Source organism: Streptomyces sp. NBC_01017 (assembly GCF_045162795.1).
Taxonomy (GTDB): Bacteria; Actinomycetota; Actinomycetes; order Streptomycetales; family Streptomycetaceae; genus Streptomyces; species Streptomyces machairae.
Genome location: NZ_CP108683.1, coordinates 5,328,812 through 5,351,328, shown reverse-complemented (window position 1 = coordinate 5,351,328; position 22,517 = coordinate 5,328,812). Strand labels below are relative to the sequence as shown.

20 protein-coding genes are annotated in these 22,517 nt (G+C 71.6%); 8 read left to right on the top strand and 12 right to left on the bottom strand.

The window, feature by feature from the left end:
* Positions 1-43: 43 nt before the first annotated feature.
* A complete protein-coding gene (locus tag OG331_RS24375) occupies positions 44-1,045 on the bottom strand; it encodes a LacI family DNA-binding transcriptional regulator (RefSeq protein WP_406210244.1) in 1,002 nt (333 codons plus the stop codon).
* 259 nt (positions 1,046-1,304) lie between these two features.
* On the opposite strand from OG331_RS24375, the gene OG331_RS24370 reads away from it, so the two are divergent.
* A complete protein-coding gene (locus tag OG331_RS24370) occupies positions 1,305-3,371 on the top strand; it encodes an RICIN domain-containing protein (protein ID WP_406199719.1) in 2,067 nt (688 codons plus the stop codon).
* Between the two features lie 56 nt (positions 3,372-3,427).
* Here OG331_RS24370 and OG331_RS24365 read toward each other — a convergent pair whose 3' ends face one another.
* The 4 genes from OG331_RS24365 to OG331_RS24350 all read right to left on the bottom strand — a co-directional run bounded on the left by OG331_RS24365 (position 3,428) and on the right by OG331_RS24350 (position 5,112).
* Entirely contained in the window at positions 3,428-3,832 is a 405-nt protein-coding gene (locus tag OG331_RS24365) for a hypothetical protein (protein ID WP_406199717.1), read from the bottom strand.
* A gap of 54 nt (positions 3,833-3,886) precedes the next feature.
* Positions 3,887-4,177 carry an SCO5918 family protein gene (locus OG331_RS24360; protein WP_362386216.1) on the bottom strand — a complete coding sequence of 97 codons (291 nt, stop codon included), beginning with the start codon at positions 4,175-4,177 and terminating at the stop codon, positions 3,887-3,889.
* 161 nt (positions 4,178-4,338) lie between these two features.
* The gene (locus OG331_RS24355) at positions 4,339-4,542 is read right to left on the bottom strand and encodes a cold-shock protein (protein WP_007383480.1); all 204 of its coding nucleotides are present in this window, start codon (positions 4,540-4,542) and stop codon (positions 4,339-4,341) included.
* 231 nt (positions 4,543-4,773) lie between these two features.
* Positions 4,774-5,112 carry a MerR family transcriptional regulator gene (locus OG331_RS24350; RefSeq protein ID WP_406199714.1) on the bottom strand — a complete coding sequence of 113 codons (339 nt, stop codon included), beginning with the start codon at positions 5,110-5,112 and terminating at the stop codon, positions 4,774-4,776.
* 306 nt (positions 5,113-5,418) lie between these two features.
* Between OG331_RS24350 and OG331_RS24345 the strand changes: the two genes are divergently transcribed.
* Both OG331_RS24345 and OG331_RS24340 read left to right on the top strand, forming a co-directional pair.
* The gene (locus OG331_RS24345) at positions 5,419-6,948 is read left to right on the top strand and encodes an SDR family oxidoreductase (protein WP_406199712.1); all 1,530 of its coding nucleotides are present in this window, start codon (positions 5,419-5,421) and stop codon (positions 6,946-6,948) included.
* A gap of 16 nt (positions 6,949-6,964) precedes the next feature.
* A complete protein-coding gene (locus OG331_RS24340; RefSeq protein ID WP_406199710.1) occupies positions 6,965-8,335 on the top strand; it encodes a cryptochrome/photolyase family protein in 1,371 nt (456 codons plus the stop codon).
* Between the two features lie 75 nt (positions 8,336-8,410).
* Here the strand turns inward: OG331_RS24340 and OG331_RS24335 are convergent, their stop codons facing one another.
* The 3 genes from OG331_RS24335 to OG331_RS24325 all read right to left on the bottom strand — a co-directional run bounded on the left by OG331_RS24335 (position 8,411) and on the right by OG331_RS24325 (position 11,791).
* Positions 8,411-9,064 (bottom strand): response regulator, encoded by a 654-nt coding sequence (locus tag OG331_RS24335; RefSeq protein WP_406199708.1) that lies wholly within the window; start codon positions 9,062-9,064, stop codon positions 8,411-8,413.
* Positions 9,065-9,179: 115 nt separating this feature from the next.
* On the bottom strand, positions 9,180-10,562 hold the full coding sequence (locus OG331_RS24330; protein WP_406199705.1) for a sensor histidine kinase: 1,383 nt from the start codon (positions 10,560-10,562) through the stop codon (positions 9,180-9,182).
* Entirely contained in the window at positions 10,559-11,791 is a 1,233-nt protein-coding gene (locus OG331_RS24325; protein ID WP_406199703.1) for a Clp protease N-terminal domain-containing protein, read from the bottom strand. Before OG331_RS24325 ends, OG331_RS24330 begins: the two co-directional genes overlap by 4 nt.
* Positions 11,792-12,067: 276 nt before the next feature.
* On the opposite strand from OG331_RS24325, the gene OG331_RS24320 reads away from it, so the two are divergent.
* The 3 genes from OG331_RS24320 (at position 12,068) to OG331_RS24310 (ending at position 14,817) form a co-directional block, all read left to right on the top strand.
* Positions 12,068-12,712, top strand: a complete 645-nt coding sequence (locus OG331_RS24320) for an RNA polymerase sigma factor (RefSeq protein ID WP_406199700.1) — start codon at positions 12,068-12,070, stop codon at positions 12,710-12,712.
* On the top strand, positions 12,709-13,851 hold the full coding sequence (locus OG331_RS24315) for a CU044_5270 family protein (RefSeq protein ID WP_406199698.1): 1,143 nt from the start codon (positions 12,709-12,711) through the stop codon (positions 13,849-13,851). Before OG331_RS24320 ends, OG331_RS24315 begins: the two co-directional genes overlap by 4 nt.
* 228 nt (positions 13,852-14,079) lie before the next feature.
* A complete protein-coding gene (locus OG331_RS24310; RefSeq protein WP_406199696.1) occupies positions 14,080-14,817 on the top strand; it encodes a DUF4232 domain-containing protein in 738 nt (245 codons plus the stop codon).
* A 251-nt stretch (positions 14,818-15,068) separates the two neighbouring features.
* Here the strand turns inward: OG331_RS24310 and OG331_RS24305 are convergent, their stop codons facing one another.
* Together OG331_RS24305 and OG331_RS24300 are read right to left on the bottom strand one after the other, a co-directional pair.
* Positions 15,069-16,832, bottom strand: a complete 1,764-nt coding sequence (locus OG331_RS24305) for a transglycosylase domain-containing protein (protein WP_406199694.1) — start codon at positions 16,830-16,832, stop codon at positions 15,069-15,071.
* A complete protein-coding gene (locus OG331_RS24300; protein WP_406199691.1) occupies positions 16,829-17,899 on the bottom strand; it encodes a sigma factor-like helix-turn-helix DNA-binding protein in 1,071 nt (356 codons plus the stop codon). The genes OG331_RS24305 and OG331_RS24300 overlap by 4 nt, the downstream gene beginning before the upstream one ends.
* Positions 17,900-18,142: 243 nt before the next feature.
* Between OG331_RS24300 and OG331_RS24295 the strand changes: the two genes are divergently transcribed.
* Together OG331_RS24295 and OG331_RS24290 are read left to right on the top strand one after the other, a co-directional pair.
* Complete coding sequence (locus tag OG331_RS24295) at positions 18,143-18,658, top strand: SigE family RNA polymerase sigma factor (RefSeq protein WP_406199688.1); 516 nt, start codon at positions 18,143-18,145, stop codon at positions 18,656-18,658.
* The gene (locus OG331_RS24290) at positions 18,648-19,415 is read left to right on the top strand and encodes a hypothetical protein (protein WP_406199686.1); all 768 of its coding nucleotides are present in this window, start codon (positions 18,648-18,650) and stop codon (positions 19,413-19,415) included. Before OG331_RS24295 ends, OG331_RS24290 begins: the two co-directional genes overlap by 11 nt.
* 60 nt (positions 19,416-19,475) lie before the next feature.
* Here the strand turns inward: OG331_RS24290 and OG331_RS24285 are convergent, their stop codons facing one another.
* Complete coding sequence (locus OG331_RS24285) at positions 19,476-21,446, bottom strand: protein-arginine deiminase domain-containing protein (RefSeq protein ID WP_406199684.1); 1,971 nt, start codon at positions 21,444-21,446, stop codon at positions 19,476-19,478.
* 94 nt (positions 21,447-21,540) lie between these two features.
* Positions 21,541-22,359 carry a hypothetical protein gene (locus OG331_RS24280; protein ID WP_406210242.1) on the bottom strand — a complete coding sequence of 273 codons (819 nt, stop codon included), beginning with the start codon at positions 22,357-22,359 and terminating at the stop codon, positions 21,541-21,543.
* Positions 22,360-22,517 lie beyond the last annotated feature (158 nt).

Below are 22,517 nucleotides of genomic sequence, written 5' to 3'. Positions count from 1 at the left end.
GGACCAGTCCAACGCGGGCACGGATTGTTCGGTCACCCCGCACTCAGCCGCGAACAATGCCCTTCGGCGGCGGTGCCGTGCTCCGGCGCCCGACGAGCCGGGTCGGGACGAGCGTCGTGCCGTGGTCCGGGCCGCCGTGCCGCATCTTGCTCAGGACACCCTCGACGCAGAGGCGGCCCACCTCGGCGAAGTCCTGGTGGATGGTGGTGAGCGGGGGCTGGAAGGACGCGGACTCGGGGATGTCGTCGAAGCCGATGACGCTGACGTCGTCGGGGACCTTCCGGCCGCGTTCGTGCAGGGCGCGCAGCAGACCCAGCGCCATCTGGTCGTTGGCCGCGAACACCGCCGTGCAGTCCGCCTGTCCGGCGAGCCGCAGACCGGCCCGGTAACCGGACTCCGCCGACCAGTCGCCGCGCACCAGGGGCGGCGGGTCCACGCCCGCTGCCGTGAGGGCGCCCCGCCATGCGTTGGCACGGCGCTGCGCGGCGAAGGAGTCCTCCGGCCCGGCGAGGTGCCACACCGTGTCATGGCCGAGGTCCAGCAGATGCCGTACGGCGTCGCGGGCGCCGCCCGCCTGGTCGGTGTCGACGACGGTGTAGCGGTCGCCGGCGTCCGAGTCGGCGACCACGACCTGGACGCCGGGCGGCAGGGAGACCGTCGCGGCGTCCAGCAGATGGATCTCCATGATGACGATGACCCCGTCCACGGCGAGTTCGCCGAGGCGGGAGAAGGCGCCGTTCACCTCGTCCTGGGTCGGGACGGCGACGGGCAGCAGCGTGACGGCGTAACCGTGCTGGGCGGCGGAGGTCGCGATCGCCTCCAGGGTGCGGATGTTCCCCATGGTGGAGAGGGAGAAGGTGATCACGCCGAGGGTGCGGAACTCGCCGCGCCTGAGGGCCCGTGCGGCGCTGTTGGGCCGGTAGCCCAGCTCCCGCATCGCGGCCAGGACCGCCTGCCGGGTCTCCTCGTTCACGCCCGGGAAGCCGTTGGAGACGCGGGAGACCGTCTGGGAGGAGACCCCGGCGAGGCGCGCGACGTCGGCCATGGAGGCGCCCTGACGGGGGCGGGCGGCACGCTTTCGCGTCCCCGCCGGTGTGCCGTCACCGTCCGCTGTGCCCATCGTGCCCACCTTGTCCCGTAGGTCGCCGGACTACGCAACTTTCGGTCCCCGACGACTCCTTGACCCCTGAGATTCGGACAGTGTAGACATCCCGCCAACGCATGTTTACGTAAACATTCCGAGCAGAAACGATACGAGAACACACCGAACCGCACCGAACCGAACCCCAGCTGGAGTACTCGACATGGCACACCGCACCCGTAAGAGAAGGCTCCTGGGGGTCGGCATCACGGCCCTCGCGACCGGAACCGTGCTGGCCGCCACCACATTGCCGGCCGCGCACGCGGAGACCCCGACGGCCGCCGCTTCGGTCACCGTCGTGCCGGACCCCTCCTACAAGCAGGAGAAGTTCGAGGGCTGGGGCACCAGCCTGGTCTGGTTCGCCAACGCGACCGGTGACTACCCGCCCGCGATACGCGAGCGGCTCGCGAAGCTCCTCTTCGGCGACGACGGCCTCGCGCTGAACATCGCCCGCTACAACATCGGCGGCGGCAACGCCCCCGACGTCAAGGACTACCTGCGGGCCGGCGGCGCGGTCCAGGGCTGGTGGAAGGCGCCGGCGGGCACCACCCGCGAGGACGTCGACTGGTGGGACGCCGACGACCCCGCCGACTGGAACACCAAGGCCGACAAGACGCAGCGCTGGTGGATCGACCGCATCAAGAAGGACATCACCCACTGGGAGACCTTCAGCAACTCGCCGCCCTGGTTCATGACCGAGAGCGGCTACGTCTCCGGCAACTTCGACGCGGGCAAGGACCAGCTCAAGACGGAGTCCGTCGACGACTTCGCCGAGTACCTGGTGGGCGCCACCGAACGCCTGGAGAAGGCGCACGGCATCAAGGTCGACACCCTGGACCCGTTCAACGAGCCGAACACGAACTACTGGGGCACCCGGCTGGGCCCGGACGGCGAGCCCGTCGGCGGCCGTCAGGAAGGCGCCCACATCGGTCCGGAACTCCAGCAGAAGGTGATCAGCGCGCTGGGCCCGACCCTGGCCAAGTCCCGCACCCACGCGGAGATCTCCGCGATGGACGAGACCAACCCCGGTACCTTCGCCACGAACTGGAACTCCTACCCCGAGGAAGTGCGCGACCTCGTCGGCCAGATGAACGTCCACACCTACGGCACCGGCCAGCGCACCACGGTGCGCGACCTGGCCAAGGCCGCGGACAAGCCGCTGTGGATGAGCGAGGTCGAGGGCGACTGGGGCGACGGCCAGAGCTTCACGGACATGCGGCCCGGCCTCGGCCTCGCCCAGCGCATCGTCGACGACCTGCGCGAACTGGAGCCCCGCGCCTGGGTGTTCTGGCAGCCCGTCGAGGACCACGACAACATGAAGCCGGGCGGCGAGTCCGCGAAGGGCGGCAACTGGGGCGAGATCCAGCTGTCGTTCAGCTGCACGTCGCAGGACACGCTCGAGACCTGCCCGGTCTACACGAACACCAAGTTCGACACGGCCCGGAACTTCACGCACTACATCAAGCCCGGCGACCGGCTGATCAAGACGAACGACACGTCCAGCACCGCGGCCGTCTCCCGCAAGGGCGACGCGGCCACCGTCGTCCACGTCAACAGCACCGCCGAAGCCCGCGAAGTCACCCTCGACCTATCGAAGTTCGGGCGGATCTCGTCCCGGGCCACCGTCACCCCGGTGGTGACCAGCGCCGACGGCAAGCTGGAGCGGCACAAGGCGGTCCGGGTCAGCGGTGAGCGGGCCACGGTCACCGTGCCCGCCCAGTCGGTGACGTCCTTCCTCGTCAAGGGTGTGTCCGGCGTCGCGGAGGACGCGGCCGAACTGAAGAAGGGCCACACCTACCGGCTGACCGGCGTCCAGAGCGGCAAGGACCTCACCCTCGCCGACAACGGCACCGGGCTGGTCATCAAGAGCGCCGACGCGGCCGACCCGAGCGGCCGGCAGTGGCGGGTGGAGCAGATCAGCGGCTCCGACAACCGCAAGCGGTACGCCTTCACCGAGGCGAGCGAGGGCAAGCGCCTGGCCGTCCGCGACGGGGCCCTGGTGGCCGAGCCGGACGAGGGGCGCCGGGACAGCGCCGCCCAGTGGATCATGTCGACGACCGGCGACGGCACCTGGACCCTGGTCAACGCCGCCACCGGCCGGCTCGCGGAGGTCTCCGGGCAGTCCACGAACGACGGCGCCGGGGTCGGCGTGTGGCTGGCGAACTCCGGTGCCAACCAGCGGTGGAAGGTGACCGAGGTGACGGGCGCCGACGCCGCGGGAACCGAGTAGTCGGACCGAGCGGCCGGTCGGGGCGGCACGTCAGGACCGCGTGGGGCGTCCGGGCCTCACTGGTCCGAGTAGCCGATGTCGCCGATGGTCCAGGCGCTCACGTCTTCCAGGGCGACCCGGTACATGCCGCCCGTGTCGGGAATGCCGAAACTGCCCTGGAGGATCCGGGCGACGTGGAAGTGGAGGTGCGTGGGCCGCTCACCGTGGTCCGGCCCGCGGCCGTCGCTGTCCTGGTGGTCGTCCCCGTGGTCTGCTCGGTGCCGGGTGAACGCGGGGGCGAACTGCCCCAGGTGCTCGGAGTCCCGCAGGACTTCGGCCACCCGCTCCTTCCACAGGGATTCCGGCGCGAGCCGGCCCGTGATGACGGCTCCCGGAACCACCACGGTCAGGGACATCTGGCTGCTGTGCCGCGACTCCACCATCGCGGCGATCTCGACGAGCAGGTCGTCAGGGTGCGTCATGCCTCCGGAGCCTAGCCCGACGAGGTGCGTCCGGGCGTGGCAGGAGGCGAGGCGTCACCAGCCGAGCGCACCTTCGTCAGCTCGCGCGTCCCGGGTCGGCGGGACCGGCGGCGGCGTGTCGTGGCAGACGAAGCCGAGTCTGGTCAGCGCCCGGCGCATCTCGCCCGCGGTGAAGTCGCGGCGGTTCTGCCTGGTGATCACTTCCCCGACCTGCATCACGGGGTAGACGCGGCGGCCGATGGTCACGGCCACGCCGCTGACCGGTTCGGGGGTGATGCCGCTCATCGACTGTTCGACCTCGCTCTTGATCAGGTCGAAGGGGAAACGGGCGATGACGCAACGCATGGATGCCTCCACGGCACGAGAATGAGCCGAAGGAATTCGAAAATCCGGACCTCTCGGCGGTGAATCCGAGGCTGTTGACAATCCGGGAAAGTCAGGAAATGCAAAGAGCTGGGGCCCGCACCCCAAGAGCGCGGGCCCCAGCCACTTAGAACGCGTCAGCGTCAGGCAGGAACGATGTTCTCGGCCTGCGGGCCCTTCTGGCCCTGCGTGACGTCGAAGGTAACCTTCTGGCCTTCCTGAAGCTCGCGGAAGCCGCTGGTGGCGATGTTCGAGTAGTGGGCGAACACGTCAGCGCCGCCGCCGTCCTGCTCGATGAAGCCGAAGCCCTTTTCCGCGTTGAACCACTTCACGGTGCCAGATGCCATATTGAATCTCCCTTGGGGGGCAGTGCCGGACTCCGCACTTTACGGGTCCGAGTCGCCGCGATGATCACCCCTCCGGAAAGATCCGGAAAGCTCTGCAAAGAAACAAATCTCTGGCAACCAAAACTGCAACTGGTATCACGCTAACACAGCTCGGGCGTAAGTACCCGTGTGTTTTCGGCACCGGGTATTGATTCTCATCCCGCAGCAGCCTGCATTTCTGTACCGGCGGGACTAGGTATTCGGGCCGCGCTCGTCCAGCTTCCGGCGCATGTCCCGGTTCAGGCGGAGGGCGTCCGCCAGCTGGTCCTCGAGGGAGATGATCCGGCAGGCCGCCTCGACGGGAGTGCCCTGGTCGACGAGCTCGCGGGCGCGGGCGGCGATGCGCAGCTGGCGCCGCGAGTACCGGCGGTGACCACCTCCCGAACGCAGGGGAGTGATCAACTCGGCCTCGCCGATGGCCCTCAGGAAGGCGGGAGTGGTGCCGAGAACGTCGGCGGCCCGCCCCATGGTGTAGGCGGGATAGTCGTCGTCGTCGAGATTCCCTGCGACAGGGGCGTTCTCCGCGGGCATGGCACCTTCGTTTCGGGGACGCGGCGAGGGACCCGGCAGGCACGGCACCCGTGCTCCGAACGGTTCAGCACCCTCTGCCTCGTGTCACAACCCTAGCGCCGACAGCCCAGGAGATGTGGTCCGGCCGTTGCAGACTTTCCCCGCCGCCAGGATCAGGCCACGTGCCCGAGGGGATGCCCGGCCTGTCATGGGGGCTGGTACCAGTACATATGGCGATATGTCCTCGGGTCGCTGAGGTTGCGGGGCCCGTCGCCGGATCCAAGCATGGGCTGAGGTGAGGAAACTGTTCCGGGAGAGATGAGGCCCATGACGGTTCCCGCGGAGCGGCCGCTGCGCTGTCTGGTCACCGGTGCCACCGGTTACCTGGGCGGCCGGCTGGTGCCCGAACTGCTGGCCGCCGGGTATGCCGTGCGGTGTCTGGCCCGTACGCCCGGCAAGCTGCGGGACCATCCGTGGGCGGGGCAGGTGGAGGCCGTGCGGGGGGACGTGACGGACGAGGAGTCCGTGCGGGCGGCGATGGAGGGGATCGACGTCGCCTACTACCTGGTGCACGCGCTGGGCACGGGGCGGGGCTTCGAGGAGACCGACCGGCGGGCGGCGCGGGTCTTCGGTGAGCAGGCACATGCCGCCGGGGTCCGGCGGATCGTCTACCTCGGCGGGCTGACCCCGGCCGGCGTACCCGAGCAGGCGCTCTCGCCCCATCTGCGCTCCCGCGCCGAAGTGGGCCGCATCCTCCTGGCCTCGGGCGTGCCGACCGCCGTGCTGCGGGCGGCCGTGATCATCGGGTCCGGGTCGGCGTCGTTCGAGATGCTGCGGTATCTGACGGAGCGGCTGCCCGCGATGGTGACCCCGAGCTGGGTGCGCACCCGCATCCAGCCGATCGCCGTGCGCGACGTGCTCCGCCTGCTCGTGGGGTGCGCGCAGTTGCCGTACGACGTGAACCGCACCTTCGACATCGGCGGACCGGACATCCTCACCTACGAGGAGATGATGCGGCGCTACGCCGCCGTCGCCGGACTGCCCAGGCGCGTCATCGTCCCCGTGCCGCTGCTCACCCCCCGGCTGTCCAGCCTCTGGGTCGGTCTGATCACCCCGGTGCCGGGCGGACTCGCCCGCCCGCTGGTCGAGTCGCTGAAGCACGAGGTGGTGTGCGCCGAACGGGACATCGTCGGTTACGTGCCGGACCCCCCGGACGGGCCCGTCGGCCTCGACCGCGCGATCCGGCTGGCGCTGCGGCGCGTGCAGGACGCGGACGTCGCCACCCGGTGGTCCTCGGCCGCGACGCCCCGCGCCCCCAGCGATCCGCTGCCGACCGACCCCGACTGGGCGGGCGGCAGCCTCTACGCCGACGACCGTGAACGCACCGTCGCGGCGTCGCCGCAGGCGCTGTGGCGGGTGGTCGAGGCGATCGGCGGCGAGAACGGCTGGTACTCCTCGCCGGTGGCCTGGTCCCTGCGCGGGTGGCTGGACACGCTGGCCGGCGGAGTGGGCCAGCGCAGGGGACGCCGGGACGCGAACCGGCTGCGGGTCGGCGACACCCTGGACTTCTGGCGGGTGGAGGAGATCCAGCCGGGCCGGCTGCTGAGGCTGCGGGCGGAGATGCGGCTGCCGGGCCTGGCCTGGCTGGAGATGACCGTAGACCGGGACCCGCAGGGGCGCACGGTGTACCGGCAGCGGGCACTGTTCCATCCGCACGGACTCGCCGGGCATGCGTACTGGTGGGGCGTGGCACCCTTCCACGCCGCGGTCTTCGGCGGGATGATCCGCAACATCGCCGCCGCGGCCGAGTCGGCCGCCGACGAGCCGGTCCACGATCGGCCGGCCCGTACACACTGAGGGAGCCCAAGGAACCGTGCGCGTCTCGGTCGCCCTGTTCACCGCGGACCTGCGGGTTCACGACAACCCGGTCCTGGTGGCCGCGCTGAAGGACGCGGAACGCGTCGTCCCGCTCTTCGTCGTCGACTCGGGCATCCGCCGCACCGGCTTCGTCGTGCCCAACCGCGCGGCGTTCCTCGCCGACAGCCTGGCCGACCTCGACGCGGCCCTGCGTGCCCGCGGCGGCCGGCTGGTGGTGCGTACCGGCGATGTCGTGGAGGAGACCTGCCGGGTGGCGGCGGAGACCGGCGCCGCGGTGGTGCACATCGCGGGCGGGGTCAGCCGTTACGCGGTGCGGCGGGAGGAGCGGCTGCGCGCCGAGCTGGCCGGCGACCGGCGCGAACTGCGCGTCCACGACGCCTCGTTGACGGCCGTGCCGCCCGGGGCGCTGACGCCCGCGGGCAAGGGCAAGGACCACTTCGCGGTCTTCTCCCCGTACTTCCGCCGCTGGGAGAGCTTCTCGGTACGCGGCGTCCGGCGCGCCCCGAAGGAGGTGCCGGTACCGGACGTACGCTCGGCCGACCTGCCCGGCGCCAAGTCACTGGCATCGGGCTCCCCGTCCCCCGCCCTCCCCACCGGCGGTGAATCCGAGGCCCGCCGCAGGCTGCGCTCCTGGCTCTCCGGCCCGCTGTCCGGGTACGACGACCGGCACGACGACCTGGCCGCCGACGCCACCTCCAGGCTCTCGCCCTACCTCCACTTCGGCTGCCTCTCCCCGACCGAACTGCTGCACAAGGCCCGCGGACAGGACACCCCCGGCGCCGACGCCTTCGTCCGCCAGCTCGCCTGGCGGGACTTCCACCACCAGGTCCTGGCGGCCCGCCCCGACGCGGCCCACCACGACTACCGCCCCCGGCACGACCGCTGGCGCCGCGCCAGGAAGGACATTGAAGCCTGGCAGGAGGGCCGTACGGGCTACCCCGTCGTCGACGCGGCCATGCGGCAACTGAGCCACGAGGGCTGGATGCCGGGCCGGGCCCGTCTGCTCGCGGCGAGCTTCCTCGCCAAGACGCTGTACGTGGACTGGCGGGTGGGCGCCCGCCACTTCCTGGACCTGCTCGTCGACGGCGACCTCGCCAACAACCAGCTCAACTGGCAGTGGGTGGCCGGCACCGGCACGGACACCCGCCCGAACCGCGTCCTCAACCCCCGTGTCCAGGCCCGCCGTTTCGACCCCGACGGCGCGTACGTACGCCGCTGGCTCCCCGAACTGCGTGACCTCGACGCCCGCACGATCCACCGTGTCCCGGCCCTCGACGACACCGCCCGCGCGGACCTGGACTACCCCGCCCCGATCGTGGACCTGACGGCGGGCGCCGACCGGTTCCGGGAGGGGCGGGGCCGGTGAATTCCTGACGACGTCTGCCCGACAGGCACAACCGGGACTGATCCGTACCGGCCCGCACCGGGTCTGCCAGCCGGTTCAGTTGTCGTCGAGCAGTCCGACGTCGTGGGCCAGTACGGCTGCCTGGACGCGGTTGGCGCAGCCGGTGCGGGTGAGGATGCGGCTGATGTGCGCCTTGACGGTGCCGGCGCTGAGGTACAGCCGGTCGGCGATCTCCGAGTTCGACAGTCCCGTACCGAGCAGGCGCAGGACATCGCGCTCGGCCGGGGTCAGTTCAGCGATCCTGTGCAGGGCGGACTCGGTGCCGCGGCCGGACTGCACATGGCGGTCCAGCAGTTGGCGGGTGACCCGGGGCGCCAGGACCGGTTCCCCCTTCGCGGCGAGCTGTACGGCGCGGATCAGTTCGGTGGGGCCGGTGTCCTTGAGGAGGTAGCCGTTGGCCCCGGCCCGCAGGGCGCGCGTGACGCTCGCCTCCTCGCCGAAGGCCGTCAGCATCACGACATTCGTACGGGGCGACAGGCGGGTGATGTCCTCGGCGGCCGCGATGCCGTCCCTGACCGGCATCTGGATGTCGAGCAGGGCGACGTCGACGTCCTGGGTGCGACAGGCCGCGGCGGCTTCCCTGCCGTCCCCGGCTTCGGCCACGACCTCGATGTCGTCGGCGTTCTCCAGGATCAGCCGGATACCGGTGCGCATCAGCGCCTCGTCGTCGGCGATCAGGACTCGGATCATCGGCTCATCTTAGAACTCGGCTGTTGTAACTCACGCCTGCGTAACTCGTCGCTTGTAACTCCACTCCCGTAACTCCACTCCCGTAACTCCCCTTCCGTATTTCCCCTTTCGGGATTCACCTCAGCGCCGCCAGCAGCACCACGACGAGGAAGCCCGCCGTCGGCAGGACCACGAGTACGGAGGCGCAGCCGGCTCCGAGGACGCGTGGCCAGGTCAGGACCTCGGTCGACAGCGGGGCGTGGGCTCCTCTCGGGGGCGGGAGTGTCCCGGCGGAGGTCTCCGGGAGCGGTCCGGACACGGACCCGATCGCATCGGTCGGCAGCCGTGCCGCCACGCGGAAGCCGCCGTCCGGCAGAGGCCCCGCCCCGAAGGTGCCGCCGAGCAACGAGATGCGTTCGTGAAGTCCGGCCAGCCCACTGTGGGTTCCCCCCTGAGAACGGCCCGCCTCGCGCGGCGGCCCGTTCGTGACGTCGACCTCGATGCCCGCGTCCGTACGTCTGACCTCCACCCGTGCGGGCGCACCGGACGCGTGTTTCAGCACGTTCGTCAGCCCCTCGCGGACCACCCGGTGGATCGCCTGCCGCGCACGGGCGCCCACCTCGGCCGTGCCGGGAACCGACCAGTCCAGCTCGACCGGGCCGCCGCCCGCCTGCCGGGACTGTGTCACCAGGGCGGCGATGTCCTCACGCGTCCCCCGCTCGCTCGCGCCCCCGTTCCCGCTGCCGTCCGTCGGATCCATCCCGTCCGCCAGTTCCGCGCGCCGCAGGACGCCGAGGATCTCGCGCAGTTCCTCCATGGCCGTGCCGGCGGTCGTGCGCAGCAGCTCCGCCTGCCCCGCGAGGGGCGGCGCCTGCCGGGCGGCGGCGAGTTCCAGCGCTCCCGCGTGCACGGAGATCAGGCTCAGCCGGTGGCCGAGGAGATCGTGCATCTCGCCCGCGATCCGGGTCCGCTCCTCCAGCCGGGCCGCCTCCGCGGTGAGCGTACGGGTCTGCTCCAGATAGGCGTTGCGCTCCCGCAGCAGGCCGGTCAAGGGGCGGCGGCGGCCCAGCAGGGTCCCGGACAGGGCGGGGAGCAGCAGGAGGAGAGCCGCGGAGATCGCGTTGTCGGCCAGGTCCATCGGCAGCTGCTGCCACCGGAACAGGCCGATGGCGACGGTCAGGACACCGAGGACTCCACAGGCCGCGCCCACGGCCCGCCAGGCGCGCCGGGTCGGTGCGATACGGCGCGTGGCGGACAGCACGATCAGCACAATCACCGGCAGCGTCCACACGTTGCCGCCCATGACCAGCGGCGCGGCACACAGGACCGCGGCGACGGGACGGTCACGCCGTACGGCGACGAGCAGCGCTGCCCACAGTGCTTCCAGGACCGCCAGTACCGGGTGCTGAGGGTGCACCAGCAGCAGCGGCAGCAGCCCCAGGGCCGCCGCCAGCGCGGCAGGGGCGGGCGTCCCCCGGCGGCCCCCGGGTTCCCCGCCCGTCACGTCCGCGTGGGTCACGCGCCCGCCCGGCGCGGCAACTCCGCCCGCAGCGCGGCGACGTCCACCCGCGAGGCGGCCGACAGCAGCCGGACCACTTCGGTGCCCTCGGCTTCGAGCAGAGCCGCCAGCAGGTGGACCGTACCGACCGAGGGTGAGCCGTGCTCGACGGCGGTGAGCTGCGCGACTGCCTTGGCCCGCTCGGCGGAGTCGGAGAGCCGCACCTGGCCGGCATCGCGGTCCGACGCGGAGGCGCTGTCCGCGGGGGCCGTCGGTGTGCGTTCCATGGCCGCACGGGTCAGGGAATCCTGCCGTACGCCATGCCTGCGCAGCAGCGCGGCGGCGGAGTTGGCGGCGGCGAGGTCCTCGGGCAGGGGGCGTCCGGCAACGGCAAGGGAGCGGTCCAGGGCCAGGATGCCCAGCAGCAGATCCACGGGCTCCGCCGCGGAACGCCCGCACCGCACAGCCTGCCGTACGGCCTCGACGGTCACCGCGAACACGATCGGTGAGCCGTACACGCCGGCCCCGGAGGTCCACGACGTCAGCGCGCGCGTCAGCCGGTTGCCGCTCCTGCCCAGCGTCCCGGCCCGGCGCAGAAGGGTGACGCCACGCGATTCCGGCAGTTCGGTCTCCGCCGGGGCGCTCGCGTCCAGCGCGTCGAGTGCGGTCGCCGCGGCTGCCAGGTCCAGCTTCTGCAGCACCAGCGCCTCCCGGGCCCGGCTCTCCGGCAGGTCCAGCAGAGCCCGTACCACATGCCGGCAGCGCACCGGGACCGTACCTTCGGCGCGGGCCGCGGCGAGCGCGAGCAGCAGGCACCGTCGCAGTGCGCCGGTCATCCCGGGCAACTCCCGTGCGACGTCCGCGGCCGGTCCGCGCTTCGCCGGCCCGAGCCGCCAGTGCGCCTCACGCCAGGCGGCGGTGACCTCGTCGTCGTCGGCACCGGCCGCGACGGTCGCGCCCGCGTCCTCGTCCCCGTCGTCGCTCACCCAGCCACGGCCGCCCCGACCGGCGATCAGGCCGCTGAGCGAACCGGCCTTCCGCATCCCCGGGGCGATCGCCGCACCCGCGTCCGTGTCTCCCATGACGAGCGCGGCCAGCAGGTTCTCGGTCCCGACGACGGCTGCCTCCTGCTTGAGCGCACCGCGCAGCGCCGCCACGAACAGGTCCACGACGTCGCACTCGAACTCCACGGTGGTTCCGGCCACGTCCGTGGCGCCGTTCCGCACTGCGGCACTCGCTCGCTGATCCATCGAAAGCTCCCCCTCGGGCTGCGGTATCCGGTCCTGTCCGGTCGTGACCGACCCTAGGCAGCCGCCTGCCGGCACCGCGTCGGCCGACCGGCCAGGCCTCCGGTCCGACCGGCCAGGTCCACGGGCCGACCGGCCGGGCGGCAGGGCCTCCCGGTCCGATCGGCCGGGGTGAGAGCATGCGGCGTGTTCGTTCGCCGACGTATGCAGGCCGAGTGTGACGCAGGTCACGGGAAGTCGGTGCGGGGTGCCGGACAGCTCATTGAGGTGAGCACTCATATGCGTACTCGGGTACGGGCCGGGGAGTCGAGCGCGTTCGCTGAGCTCTTCGACAGCTACTCCCGCGCGGTCTACAACCATGCCTTCCGGCTGACGGCCGACTGGTCGGTGGCCGAGGACGTGATGGCCGCGACCTTCCTGGAGGCATGGCGGCTGCGCGACAGGGTCGAGCCGGAGGGCGGCTCCCTGCGGCCCTGGCTGCTGGGCATCGCCACCAACACCGCGCGCAACCAGTACCGGAGCAACCGGCGCTACCGGGCGGCGGCCACCGCGGCCGCGGCGGCCGAGCTGTCGGTGGCCGACCACGCCGACGAGGTGGCCGACCGGGTCGACGACCGCCGGCGCCTCGCGACGGCCCTCACCGCGCTCGCCGCGCTGCGCAGGCCGGAGCGCGAGGTCATCACGCTCTGCCTGGGGGAGGGCCTGGACTACGAGGCCGCGGCCGAGGCGCTCGGGATCCCGGTCGGAACGGTGGCCTCCCGGCTCTCCCGCGCCCGCAAGAAGCTGCGCGCCGCGGCCGTCCGGTCGGCAACCGAAGGACAGGGCGGGAAAGTTCGCGGGAATCGGGAAGGCGGCCGGCTCGGCCGACAGATAAGAGGCGATCACACAAACGCGATACGGCCCGCACAGGAAGGAAACCGATGAACGCGAACACGTCCCGGCAGCACCCGGCAGAGCGGGATGAGAGCGCAGAGCTCCTGTCCCGGACGGCGCGTGACCTGCCGGTGGGCCGTCACGAGTTCCACAGGGAGCGCCTGATGGCCCAGATCCACGACATGCAGCAGGAAGAGCGCACGGCGACGGCGACGGCAACCCCGGGGGGCCCCGAAGCCCCTGCGAAGGTACGGCGGTTCCGGCTGCCGCGTCCGGCGATCGTGCTGCCCGCCATGGCGGCCGCCGTGGCCGGCATCGTCGTCGCCGGGTTCGCGGTGTCCGGCGGTGGCGGAGCCACGGGCGGCCGTGACGGAGCCCAGGACGGCGCCCTCGCGACGGGACCGGCCCTGACCACGCAGCTCGGCGCCGCGACCACCGAAGGTGTCCCGCAACTGCTCGACCAGATCTCGCTGGCGGCGGCCGACGTGTCCCACCCGACCGTCAAGCCCGGCCAGTACGTCTACGTCGAGTCCAAGACGGCCGACACCTTCGTCAGGACCGTCGGCGACAAGACCAGCCTGGCCAGCCACCAGCTGCACCGCCGGCAGGTGTGGATGTCCGCCGACGGCACCAAGGGCTGGCTGATCGACCCCGCGGTCAACGACAGCCCCGAGGGCGAGACCCTCAGCCTCCCCGACGAACAGGGCAACGAGCGCGAGGCGTACCTGAACGCTCCGTCGTACGACTACCTCGCCGGGCTCACCACCGACCCCGACGCACTGCTGGCCAAGATCTACAAGGAGACGGAGGGGATGGGCAACTCGCCCGACCAGCAGGCGTTCACCACGATCGGGGACCTGCTCGGGGAGAGCTACCCGCCGGCGGAGCTCTACTCGGCGCTCTTCAAGGCCGCCGAGAAGATCCCGGGCGTCGTCGTCGTGAACGACGCCGTGGACGCGGTGGGCCGGCACGGTGTGGCGGTGGCCCGGCTCGACGAGACCAGCGGCCAGCGCGAGGAGTGGATCTTCGACAGGAAGACCCATGTCTTCCTCGGCGATCGCAGCGTCCAGGTACGGAAGGGCACCGGCGAGTCCGCTCTGATCAAGCCCGGCACGGTGATGTACACGAGCGCGATCATCAACCGTGCCGTCGTCGACGGGATGAAGCAGACCCCGTCGCAGGCCGGCTGACCCGGCCCACGACCCCGAACTCTCGCAACGAACCTCGCAAACAGGGTCGTTGCGAGAGCCTTCGTGTCCCGGAAAAGCGTTCCAGGACGACCGTATTCTCCCTGCTCAGAGGGCGTTCCAGCGTTCCGGCGTCCCCAACTGACCGTCATACGTGGCCGCTGGGACGGATCACCGCACAAGCTTCGGTCATCCAGTCACCACCCACCGGAACACGAAGGGCACAGCCACATGTCGAACCTCCGCACCTCCCGTATCCGCCTCGCCGGCGCCGCCGCGACCGCAGTCCTCGCCACGCTCTCCCTGGGCGCCTGCAGCGACGGGGCGGGCGTCAAGGACGAGGGTGCCTCGACGACGGTGCAGCCCTCGAAGAACACGAACCCGGACTCCGGCACCGATGCCTCGAACGCCGGCTCCGGCTCCGGCTCCTCCTCGAACTCGTCGAACTCCGCGGGCTCCTCGGGCGCCAAGACCTCCACCAACGGTTCGGGCATCACGGCCCACACCCCCACGTCGACGACGCCCGCCGCCTCCTCCGCCAAGCCGGTCACCTGTGAGGGCTCCAACACCAAGACGGTCGCCGCCCCGCTGAACCGCCCCCTGAACCACATGCTGCTCACGGTGACCAACACCGGCAGCAAGAGCTGCTACCTCTACGGCTACCCGGCCGTCCGCTTCGGCGAGGCCCAGTCCGTGCCCCCGGTCATCGAGGACTCGCAGCCCCAGGCAGTCGTCACGCTCCAGCCGGGCGAGTCCGGCTACGCCTCCGTGAACCTCTCGGCAGCCGACGGCAGCGGCACCAACGGCCACACCGTGAAGTCCCTGTCCGTCTACTTCCAGGGCCGCTCCGGCAGCGGGAGCGTCGGCACGGGCGCCCACCCGTCGCTGCCCGCGAAGGGCGTGTACGTCGACGACTCGCTCAAGGTCACGTACTGGCAGCAGGACATGGACGACGCCATCAACTGGTGACGTGGCGCCCGGTCATCGCCGACTGCGTTGTCAGTGCCCGCGGCTATGGTCTCCCACGCGCGGTCGGCTTCCGGGGGTTCCAGCTCCGTAGGGAATGGTTGCATCCCCGGTCTGTCGGGGGCGGTCCGGAGATACGTCCGGGACCCAACCGACGGCCGGGCTTCGTCGATGGCCAAGCAGTGACCTGCCAGCGCCGACCGCGCACCACCCTCCGTCCGGACAACCGCAGCACCCGGGTGCCCGTCGGCCGCTCACCCCGATGTAGGTACCGATGAAGGTACCGACGAGGGCCGCCGAGCTGCTTGCTCCTCGTCGGCGCCTGACGGTTCCCCCTTCGTGGCGGCACTCCAGATCGCCGTCGTCATGCTCTCCGCGAAGTCGGTCGGGGGCGGTTCGTTCGGCAGCCGGGCCGGGGTCGTCGTGCCCTTCTTGGTGCCGGCCCGGTCGGCGAACAGGGCGACCGTCAGGGTGAGCCGGCTGTCGTAGCCGGTGGTCCACACGGTCCGGCGGGCGGTTCCGCCACCCGCCCCCTCGGTGGTGAACCCCTGGGTCTGCGCCGGGCGGACGCCCACGGGGATCGGCCCGCCCCCGGTCATCGCGCCCGCCATCATCGCTTCCTTCTCGCCCAGCACCTGCCGCACATCGGGCCGCGCCTTGTAGACCGTACGGCCCGCCCGGGTGATGCGCGCGACGGTGTACGGGGCGGCGTACTCACCGCCCGCCGCGACCGTCGCATAGGCCGATGCCAGGTTCAGCGGGGTCGGCGCCGGTGTCCTGAGCAGGGCGCGCAGTGGCTCGTCCGCCCGCGCGAGTTTGGTGAACGGGTCCAGGGCGGTTCCCGCCTCCACCGCCCCGCTCACGGCGTCGTTGAAGGGCTGGCGCGCGTAGTCCGAACCCCCGTACAGCAGCCGTACCGCTCCGTCGCCCGGCACCATCCCGACGACCGCGGTGTGCACCCGCACCCCGCCCTTGCCGCCGGGATGCTCCGCGACCCGCTGCGTGGCGGTGTCCTGGAGGGCCAGGTCGAAGGTGGTCGTCACGTTGTAGCCGCCGCTCGCGAGCTGGTCCTCGGTGATGCCGAGCCGGGCTGCGGCCTCCTTGGCGGCGACGTCGATCAGATACTGCCGCTGCCCCTCGGTCTCGCCCGGCGGATAGAACCGGAACGCCGGGAAACGCGCCGCCGCCCGCTGCTGCGCCGTGATGCTCCTACTCGCCGCCATCGCGTCGAGCACCCACTCCCAGCGGTCGCGAAGCTTCGCGGTCACCTTCGGATCGGAGCCCGCCTTCTCGTAGTACGAGGGGATGTTGACGATGGACGCGAGCGCGGCTCCCTGCGCGACCGTCAGGTTCTTCGCGTCCACGCCGAAGTAGTTGCGTGACGCGGACTGGATCCCGGCGGCGCCCCGGCCGAAGTACACGGTGTTGAGATAGCCCTCGAGGATCTCGTCCTTGCCGCGGGTGCGGTCCAGCTTGATCGCGATGAGCGCCTCGCGCGCCTTGCGGGTCAGCGAACGCTCCGGGCTCAGCAGCGCGTTCTTCACGTACTGCTGGGTGATGGTGGAGCCGCCCTGCGGCTCGCCGCCCGTCAGCGTCGCCAGCGCGGCCCGCGCGACGGCCCGCGGAGAGATCCCCTTGTCCGTACGGAAGGAGCGGTTCTCCGCCGCGATCACCGCGTCCTGCACATGCCGGGGGACCGCCGACAACGGGACGTCCTGCCGGTCGACCGGTCCGCGCCGGCCCAGATACGCCCCGTCCGCGTCGAGGAACACGGTGCTCTGGGTGACGGTCTCCGGGTGCGGCCTGGGAATGTCCGTCAAGTGGTACGCCACGACGGCCGTCGCGCACAGCGTCGCGACCAGCGCGAGGAAGGCATGGAGCAGCCGGCGAAGTCGCCGGCCCCGGGTGCGGCGGAACCGGACGCGCAGCGGCACGCGTTCGCGGTGGCGGGGCGTCGAGGGCCTGCCCGGCTTCCCGACCCTTTTCCAGCTCTTCTCCAGCCACCGTGCCGTGTTCATATCCGCCACCATTCGCGGTCGGACCGTGCGGCGACCTTGCCCGAGGTGTCGTACACCGTGACGATCCGCTCGTCCCCGCCGAGGGAGAGAAGCGCCTTCATGTCCTCCCCGGGCAGCGGCGCGGGCGCGTACCAGACGCCCCAGCCCGGACTGCCCGCCAGGACGAGGACCTTCGCGGTGGTCGTGCCGTCGCCGGTTCTCACCTCGACGCGTCCCGGCTCGCCGCGCAGGCCGCGGAAGAGGCCCGAGAGGAAGAAGCCGCCCCGCACGGTGTCCGCCCGCGCGGACACGGCCGCCGCGCCGCCCGGTCCGTCGACGGGGAGGTGGTTGTCGTCCTGCGGGAGGGCATCGGGCACCGACCAGTGCCCGCCGTCGGCCGTGAGCCACACCCGTACCCCCGGAGCCACGGTCACCCGCTCGCCCGGCGCCACGACCCGGACCGGGCTCGTCGCCGAACGCTCGCCCCGGGCCCCGGACGCTCCGTCCCGCGCACCGCCCCCGATGCGGTCGACGCTGAGGAGGGCGACCGTCACCGGCGTGAGCAGCGCCACGCAGGCGGTCGAGGTCACGGCGAGCCGGCGCCGCCGCCGGAGACGGCCCCGTGTCTGGAGGCCGGCCAGCGGCACCTCGGACGGAACGAGGTCCTCGACGGCACGGGCGTACCTCTCGCGCAGCCGTACGGGTTCGTCGCCGGCCTCCTTCAACCCGTGCCGGGCATGCGCACGGACCGCACTCACGGAGCAGCCCAGCACCTGGGCGATCTCCGAGTCCGCCAGCCCCTCCCAGATCCGCAGCACCAGAACGGTCCGCCGGCGCGCTGCCCGCCTCCCGCGCAGCGGGCGCAGATGGCTCCGCACCAGACAGCGCCGCACATGGAAGTCCACGTCGTCACGCGGGACTCCGCGCCACCGCGCGCACATCCGCACCAGCGTTCTCCGCACCAACTCCTCAGCCGCACCGGCGTCGTCGGTGAGCAGCCGCGCGGTCGCGACCAGCCGGGACCAGTGCGTCCGGGCGTAGGCGGCGAAGTCGGGGCCGGCGGGGAGTACGGCGTGGCTGGGTGGCACGTGGGGGGTCCTTCGGCTCGGGGACTGGGACGTGGCTCGTGGCCGGGTGCGCAGGTGCCCAACACCGTCCAGGAAAAGGGAGCCTGAAACCCCCGTGCACCGTCTTCCTTATGGGTTGCGCTTCACTGGATGCGATCCACGCGATCCAGCGGGACCTACGGGACCTGTACGCACGGGCGAGGCGACCGGGTTGCAAGGAAACGGAAAGAGCACGGATCCCGGTGGGGAGTGGGGGTGGCGGGCATGACCGAGGAAGAGTTCGACGCCTTCTACGCGGCCGCGTTCCCTCGGCTGACCGGACAGCTCTACGCCTTCACCGGGGACCACGGCGAGGCCCAGGACGTCGTGCAGGAAGCGTTCGTACGGGCCTGGGACAGGCGCAGACAGTTTCTGGCGGACAGTGCGCCCGAGGCGTGGATCCGCACGGTGGCCATGCGGCTGGCGGTGAGCCGCTGGCGGCGGGCGAAGCGCTGGCTGGAACTGGTGCGGCGCACTCCGCCGCCCGACTCCACACCGGGGCCCGGCCCTGAGCACACCGCGCTCGTGGCCGCCCTGCGCGAACTGCCCGAAGCGCAGCGGATGGCGATCGTCCTGCACCATTTGTGTGACCTGACCGTGCAGCAGGTAGCCTCCGAGACCGGCGCGCCCGTGGGGACGGTCAAGGCGAGGCTGGCGCGGGGACGGGCCGCGCTGGCGGAGCGCCTTGCGGAGGACGGGGCCGACGAGCCGGTCCGGAAGGAGAGCGGACGTGTCCGATGAACTCTCTGCCGCACTGCGCGAGTTGGCTGCCGCCGAGGCGACCCAGCCGGTCGCAGCCGGCGCCGAGATCCGCGGCCGGGCACTGCGCCGCAGACGCCACCGCCGTGTCGCGGCGACTCTGGGTGCGGGAACCGCAGGCCTCACCGCACTGGCCGTCGCTCTCACGCTGCACCTCGGCGGAACCCCGCACGACCCGGACCGGCTCCGCACCCCGGCCGCAACCCCGGCCGATCCGTCCGCGCCCTCCGCGCCGACCCCGACCAGCCCGGAGCCCGTCTCCGGCACCCTCGACCTGCCCAGGGGCACTCTCACGTTCGGCGGCCGGCTGATGTCGGTCCTCTGGGAGTCGGCACATGACGCCCCGGTGATCCCGACGACCTCGATGACGGTGGTCACGAAGCAGGAGCAGCGAGAGCTGCCGGTCGACATCCCTTCCAAGGACCGTGCCGTGGTGGACGTCCCGTATGTGGTCGAGCTGCGCGACGACAAGGACCAGCCGCTCTACGTCGGTGCCTTCACCTCACAGCTCAAGGCCCTGACCGGATTCCGCGTCGGCGGCGGCCTGATCGCCCTCGGCGCCGAGGACGCCAAGTCCTTCTACGCCCGGGTCGGCCTGGGCGAACGCATCTCGGTGAGTACGGGGGCGACACCGACGGCCGATCCTTCGGTCGATCCTTCAGCCGATGTCTCGATGCCGGTGGAGGGACGCCCGAGCGGCGCCGTCCGAGAGTCCCCCCGCTTCATGCCCTCGTCCTGAACGAGGAGCCTTGACGCCTGTGCTCCGGCCGACGACTCCGCGTCGCCGGCCCGCCGCGCGTCACCGCGCCGGGAGCCGCCACCACGCCGCCGACGCGTCGCGCAGGGTGTTGGTGCCGCAGTGCACCTCGCCCATGCCGAGGTGGTAGGTGTACCAGTCGTCGATGTACGACACCTGCAGGCCGACCTTCCGGTACCCGGCGGTCACCGCTTCCGTGAAGAGGTCCTTGCCGTTGACGACGGGTCCCCACTGGCGCGGGGCGAGGTAGCGGTCGCGGCCCAGGAGCACGCCGTTGACCGCTCCGGGAACGTACGCGCTGGTCGTCACCGTCGCCGGAGCCGCCGCACGCGGGGCGGCCGGGTTCTCGGCGAGCCACTTCTGCTGGCCGTTGTCCTTGAGGCTGTTCACGAGGTCGGAGCCCGCGCCCATGCGCGTCAGACGCGGCACGGGAACCTCCTCGCCCTCGGAGGTCAAGGCCTCCGAATCACGGGTGTACAGGGCCGGTACGCGCACGATCTCGGCCTCGGTGACGCCCGTCTCGCGCTTGAGGATCTCCAGGTTGGCCGCGATGCGCCGGGCCGCCATCTCGTTGTCGGCCACCAGGTGCCGGGAGGCGAGCGCCTGGTCGATGGTCTCCTTCGGCGCCGGGGTGTCGGCGCGGCCCGGGACGGAGAACATCTTCGTCGAGCCGTGGCCGTCGCGCTTGGCGTCGCGCAGCAGCCGCAGCCCCGCCTGCGGGTCGGCGACGCCGATGCGCCAGCCGCGCGGGGTGTCCGCGGGCAGGAACTGCACGAACTCGTCGACATGCCCGACGCCCAGCCAGGAGGTGTCCAGCAGCAACGGGTCCTGCATTCCCTGCGACTTGAGCATGGTGCGCATCACCTTCGACGGGCGTGCCCCGCTGTCCTTGCGCTCGCCCATGATGATGCGGCCGGCCGGGAAGGAGCGCCCGCCGTGGGTGTAGGGCGGGATGGTCTCCAGGTTGCCCATGGAGTTGAGCGACCAGTCGTCGGGTTCCGCCGGGTCGGTCACCTCCACGACGCCGATGTCCCGGCCGCGCACCTTCTCGAACAGTTCCCGCCCGGCGTCCCGGTCCGGCTGGGCGGAGCGCAGCATCACGCGCATCACGTGCCGTTCGCCGTTCGGCCCGGTCATGCTGACGTAGGCCGGTTCGACGAAGTCCTGGGCCCAGCGGTCGGCGTACTTCTCGAAGGTGACCAGCGGCGTGGTGATCCCGGCCTTCTTGACCTCCTTCCCGAGCGCGGTGACGAACTCCCGCTGAAGGCGGCTGTCCGGGCCCTCGCCCTGGACCTTGGACACCATCACCTGCTGGGTGTTCTGCAGGTGATGCTGGGTCAGCAGCGGCGCCACGCGCAGGGTGACCGCGTCGGAGGTGGACGTCTGCCCGGACGTCACCGTCAGCCGGACCACCGCCCGCCCGTCCCACTTGGCGCTGTCCCGGACGACGTCGGTGGCCTCGACGCCGAACTCCACACCGGAACGCAGTTCGGCGGCGGTCAGCCGGGTCCCGGACGTCACCAGGACCCAGGCGCCGGCCCGCTTGACGAAGAGGTGCGTGTGCTTGCCGCCCGTGGTGATCTTCAGGCTGCCCTTGGCGCCCGCCGGGAGGTCGGCCATGGGCACGGAACGGACCCGGGCGAGGTCGGCGGCGTCCGCGCTGCCGTTGACCTTCTTGTCCGTTCCGTCGTTGCACGCGGCCAGCTCGGCGTCGGACAGCGGTCTGCCGCCCGGGCCGGTGACGGGACACCGTTTGGTGTCGTCGTCGATGTTGGGCAGGTATACGGCCCCGCGCTCGACCGACCAGCGGTCCTCACGGTATGCGTCGGTACCGCCGGTGACATCGACCCGCCCGTCGCGGTTCACGTCCGCGCGCAGATCGGCGCCTGCGGACGGTCCGGCGACGGGGGCCGAGTACGCCGGCCCCGCCAGCACGGATCCCGTCGCGGCGAGAGCCAGGACCAGAGAGCCGGCGGGGTACGGGCGTATGCGTATGCGTGAACGTGAACGCACGGCGCGTTCCTCTCAGTTGAGGGAGCAGTTGAGCGGTGTCGTCGTGCAAGAGGCGGAACGATGCGCTGTGCGTTCACTGCGGAGCGAGACTTGCTCAGTGGTCGTCGCGGACGCTGGTCGCGATGCCGTTGCTGATCACGACCTCGGCGCTGAAGCCCTTCTTGGCGGCCGCCTCCAGTTGGGCCTCGGTGCACTCGGTGCCGCCCTCGCCGCCCGCACCCGTGTTCACGGCATCGCAGATGTCGTCGTAGCCCCGGATCTCGGTGTCCTCGGCGATGAAGAACTGCTGCTCCACGCCCTTCATGTCGGAGACCGTGTACTTGCCCGGTGCGAGGTAGGAGACGTTGCCGAACCAGGTTCCGTTGACGCCCTTGCCCTTGTTGATGCCTTCGAGGACGCTCTCGTCGGAGTTGGAGCCGGATTCGGAGCCGGATTCGGAGCCGGAGCCGTTGTCCTGCTGGGCGGCGCGCCGCTCGGTCACCAGGGTCGCGATGCCGTTCTTCATCTTCACGTCGGCGCTCACGGCGTCCTTCTTGGCGGCCGCCTCCAACTGGTCCAGCGTGCACGGCGCGTCCACCTTGGCCCCGGCCTCGCCGCAGATCGTTCCGGCGCCGTAGACCTCGGTGTCGTCGGCGACCAGGAACTGCTGGTCGCCCTTGCCCGGTACGGACACGATGTACTTGCCCGGGGCGAGATAGGTGACCTCGCCGTCCGTGAACGAGCCGCTGACGCCCTTGGAGTTCTTGGAGCCCTGGGTGCCCTCGGAGTCCGACGCCTTGTCCGCGACCGCCGTCGCGCCCGTTCCGCTCTTGCCGGCCGAGTCCGCGTCGGAGCCGTTCTGGCACGCCGTCATCAGCAGCCCGGCGGTGATCGCGGTGGCGGCGACGACGGCGGTGCGCAGGTGGCGGTTCATCACGGGAGGTTCCTTCCGAGGCGGGGATAGTGGGGAGCCGGCGGCGTTCTCCGCCGGTTTCCCGCTCTGTACCGACTATGAGGAGCGCCCCGGCCCGCAGGTCACGCCCGTCTGCCCTTCAGGACACCCCCGTGGCACGGCCGTGACACAGCAACACA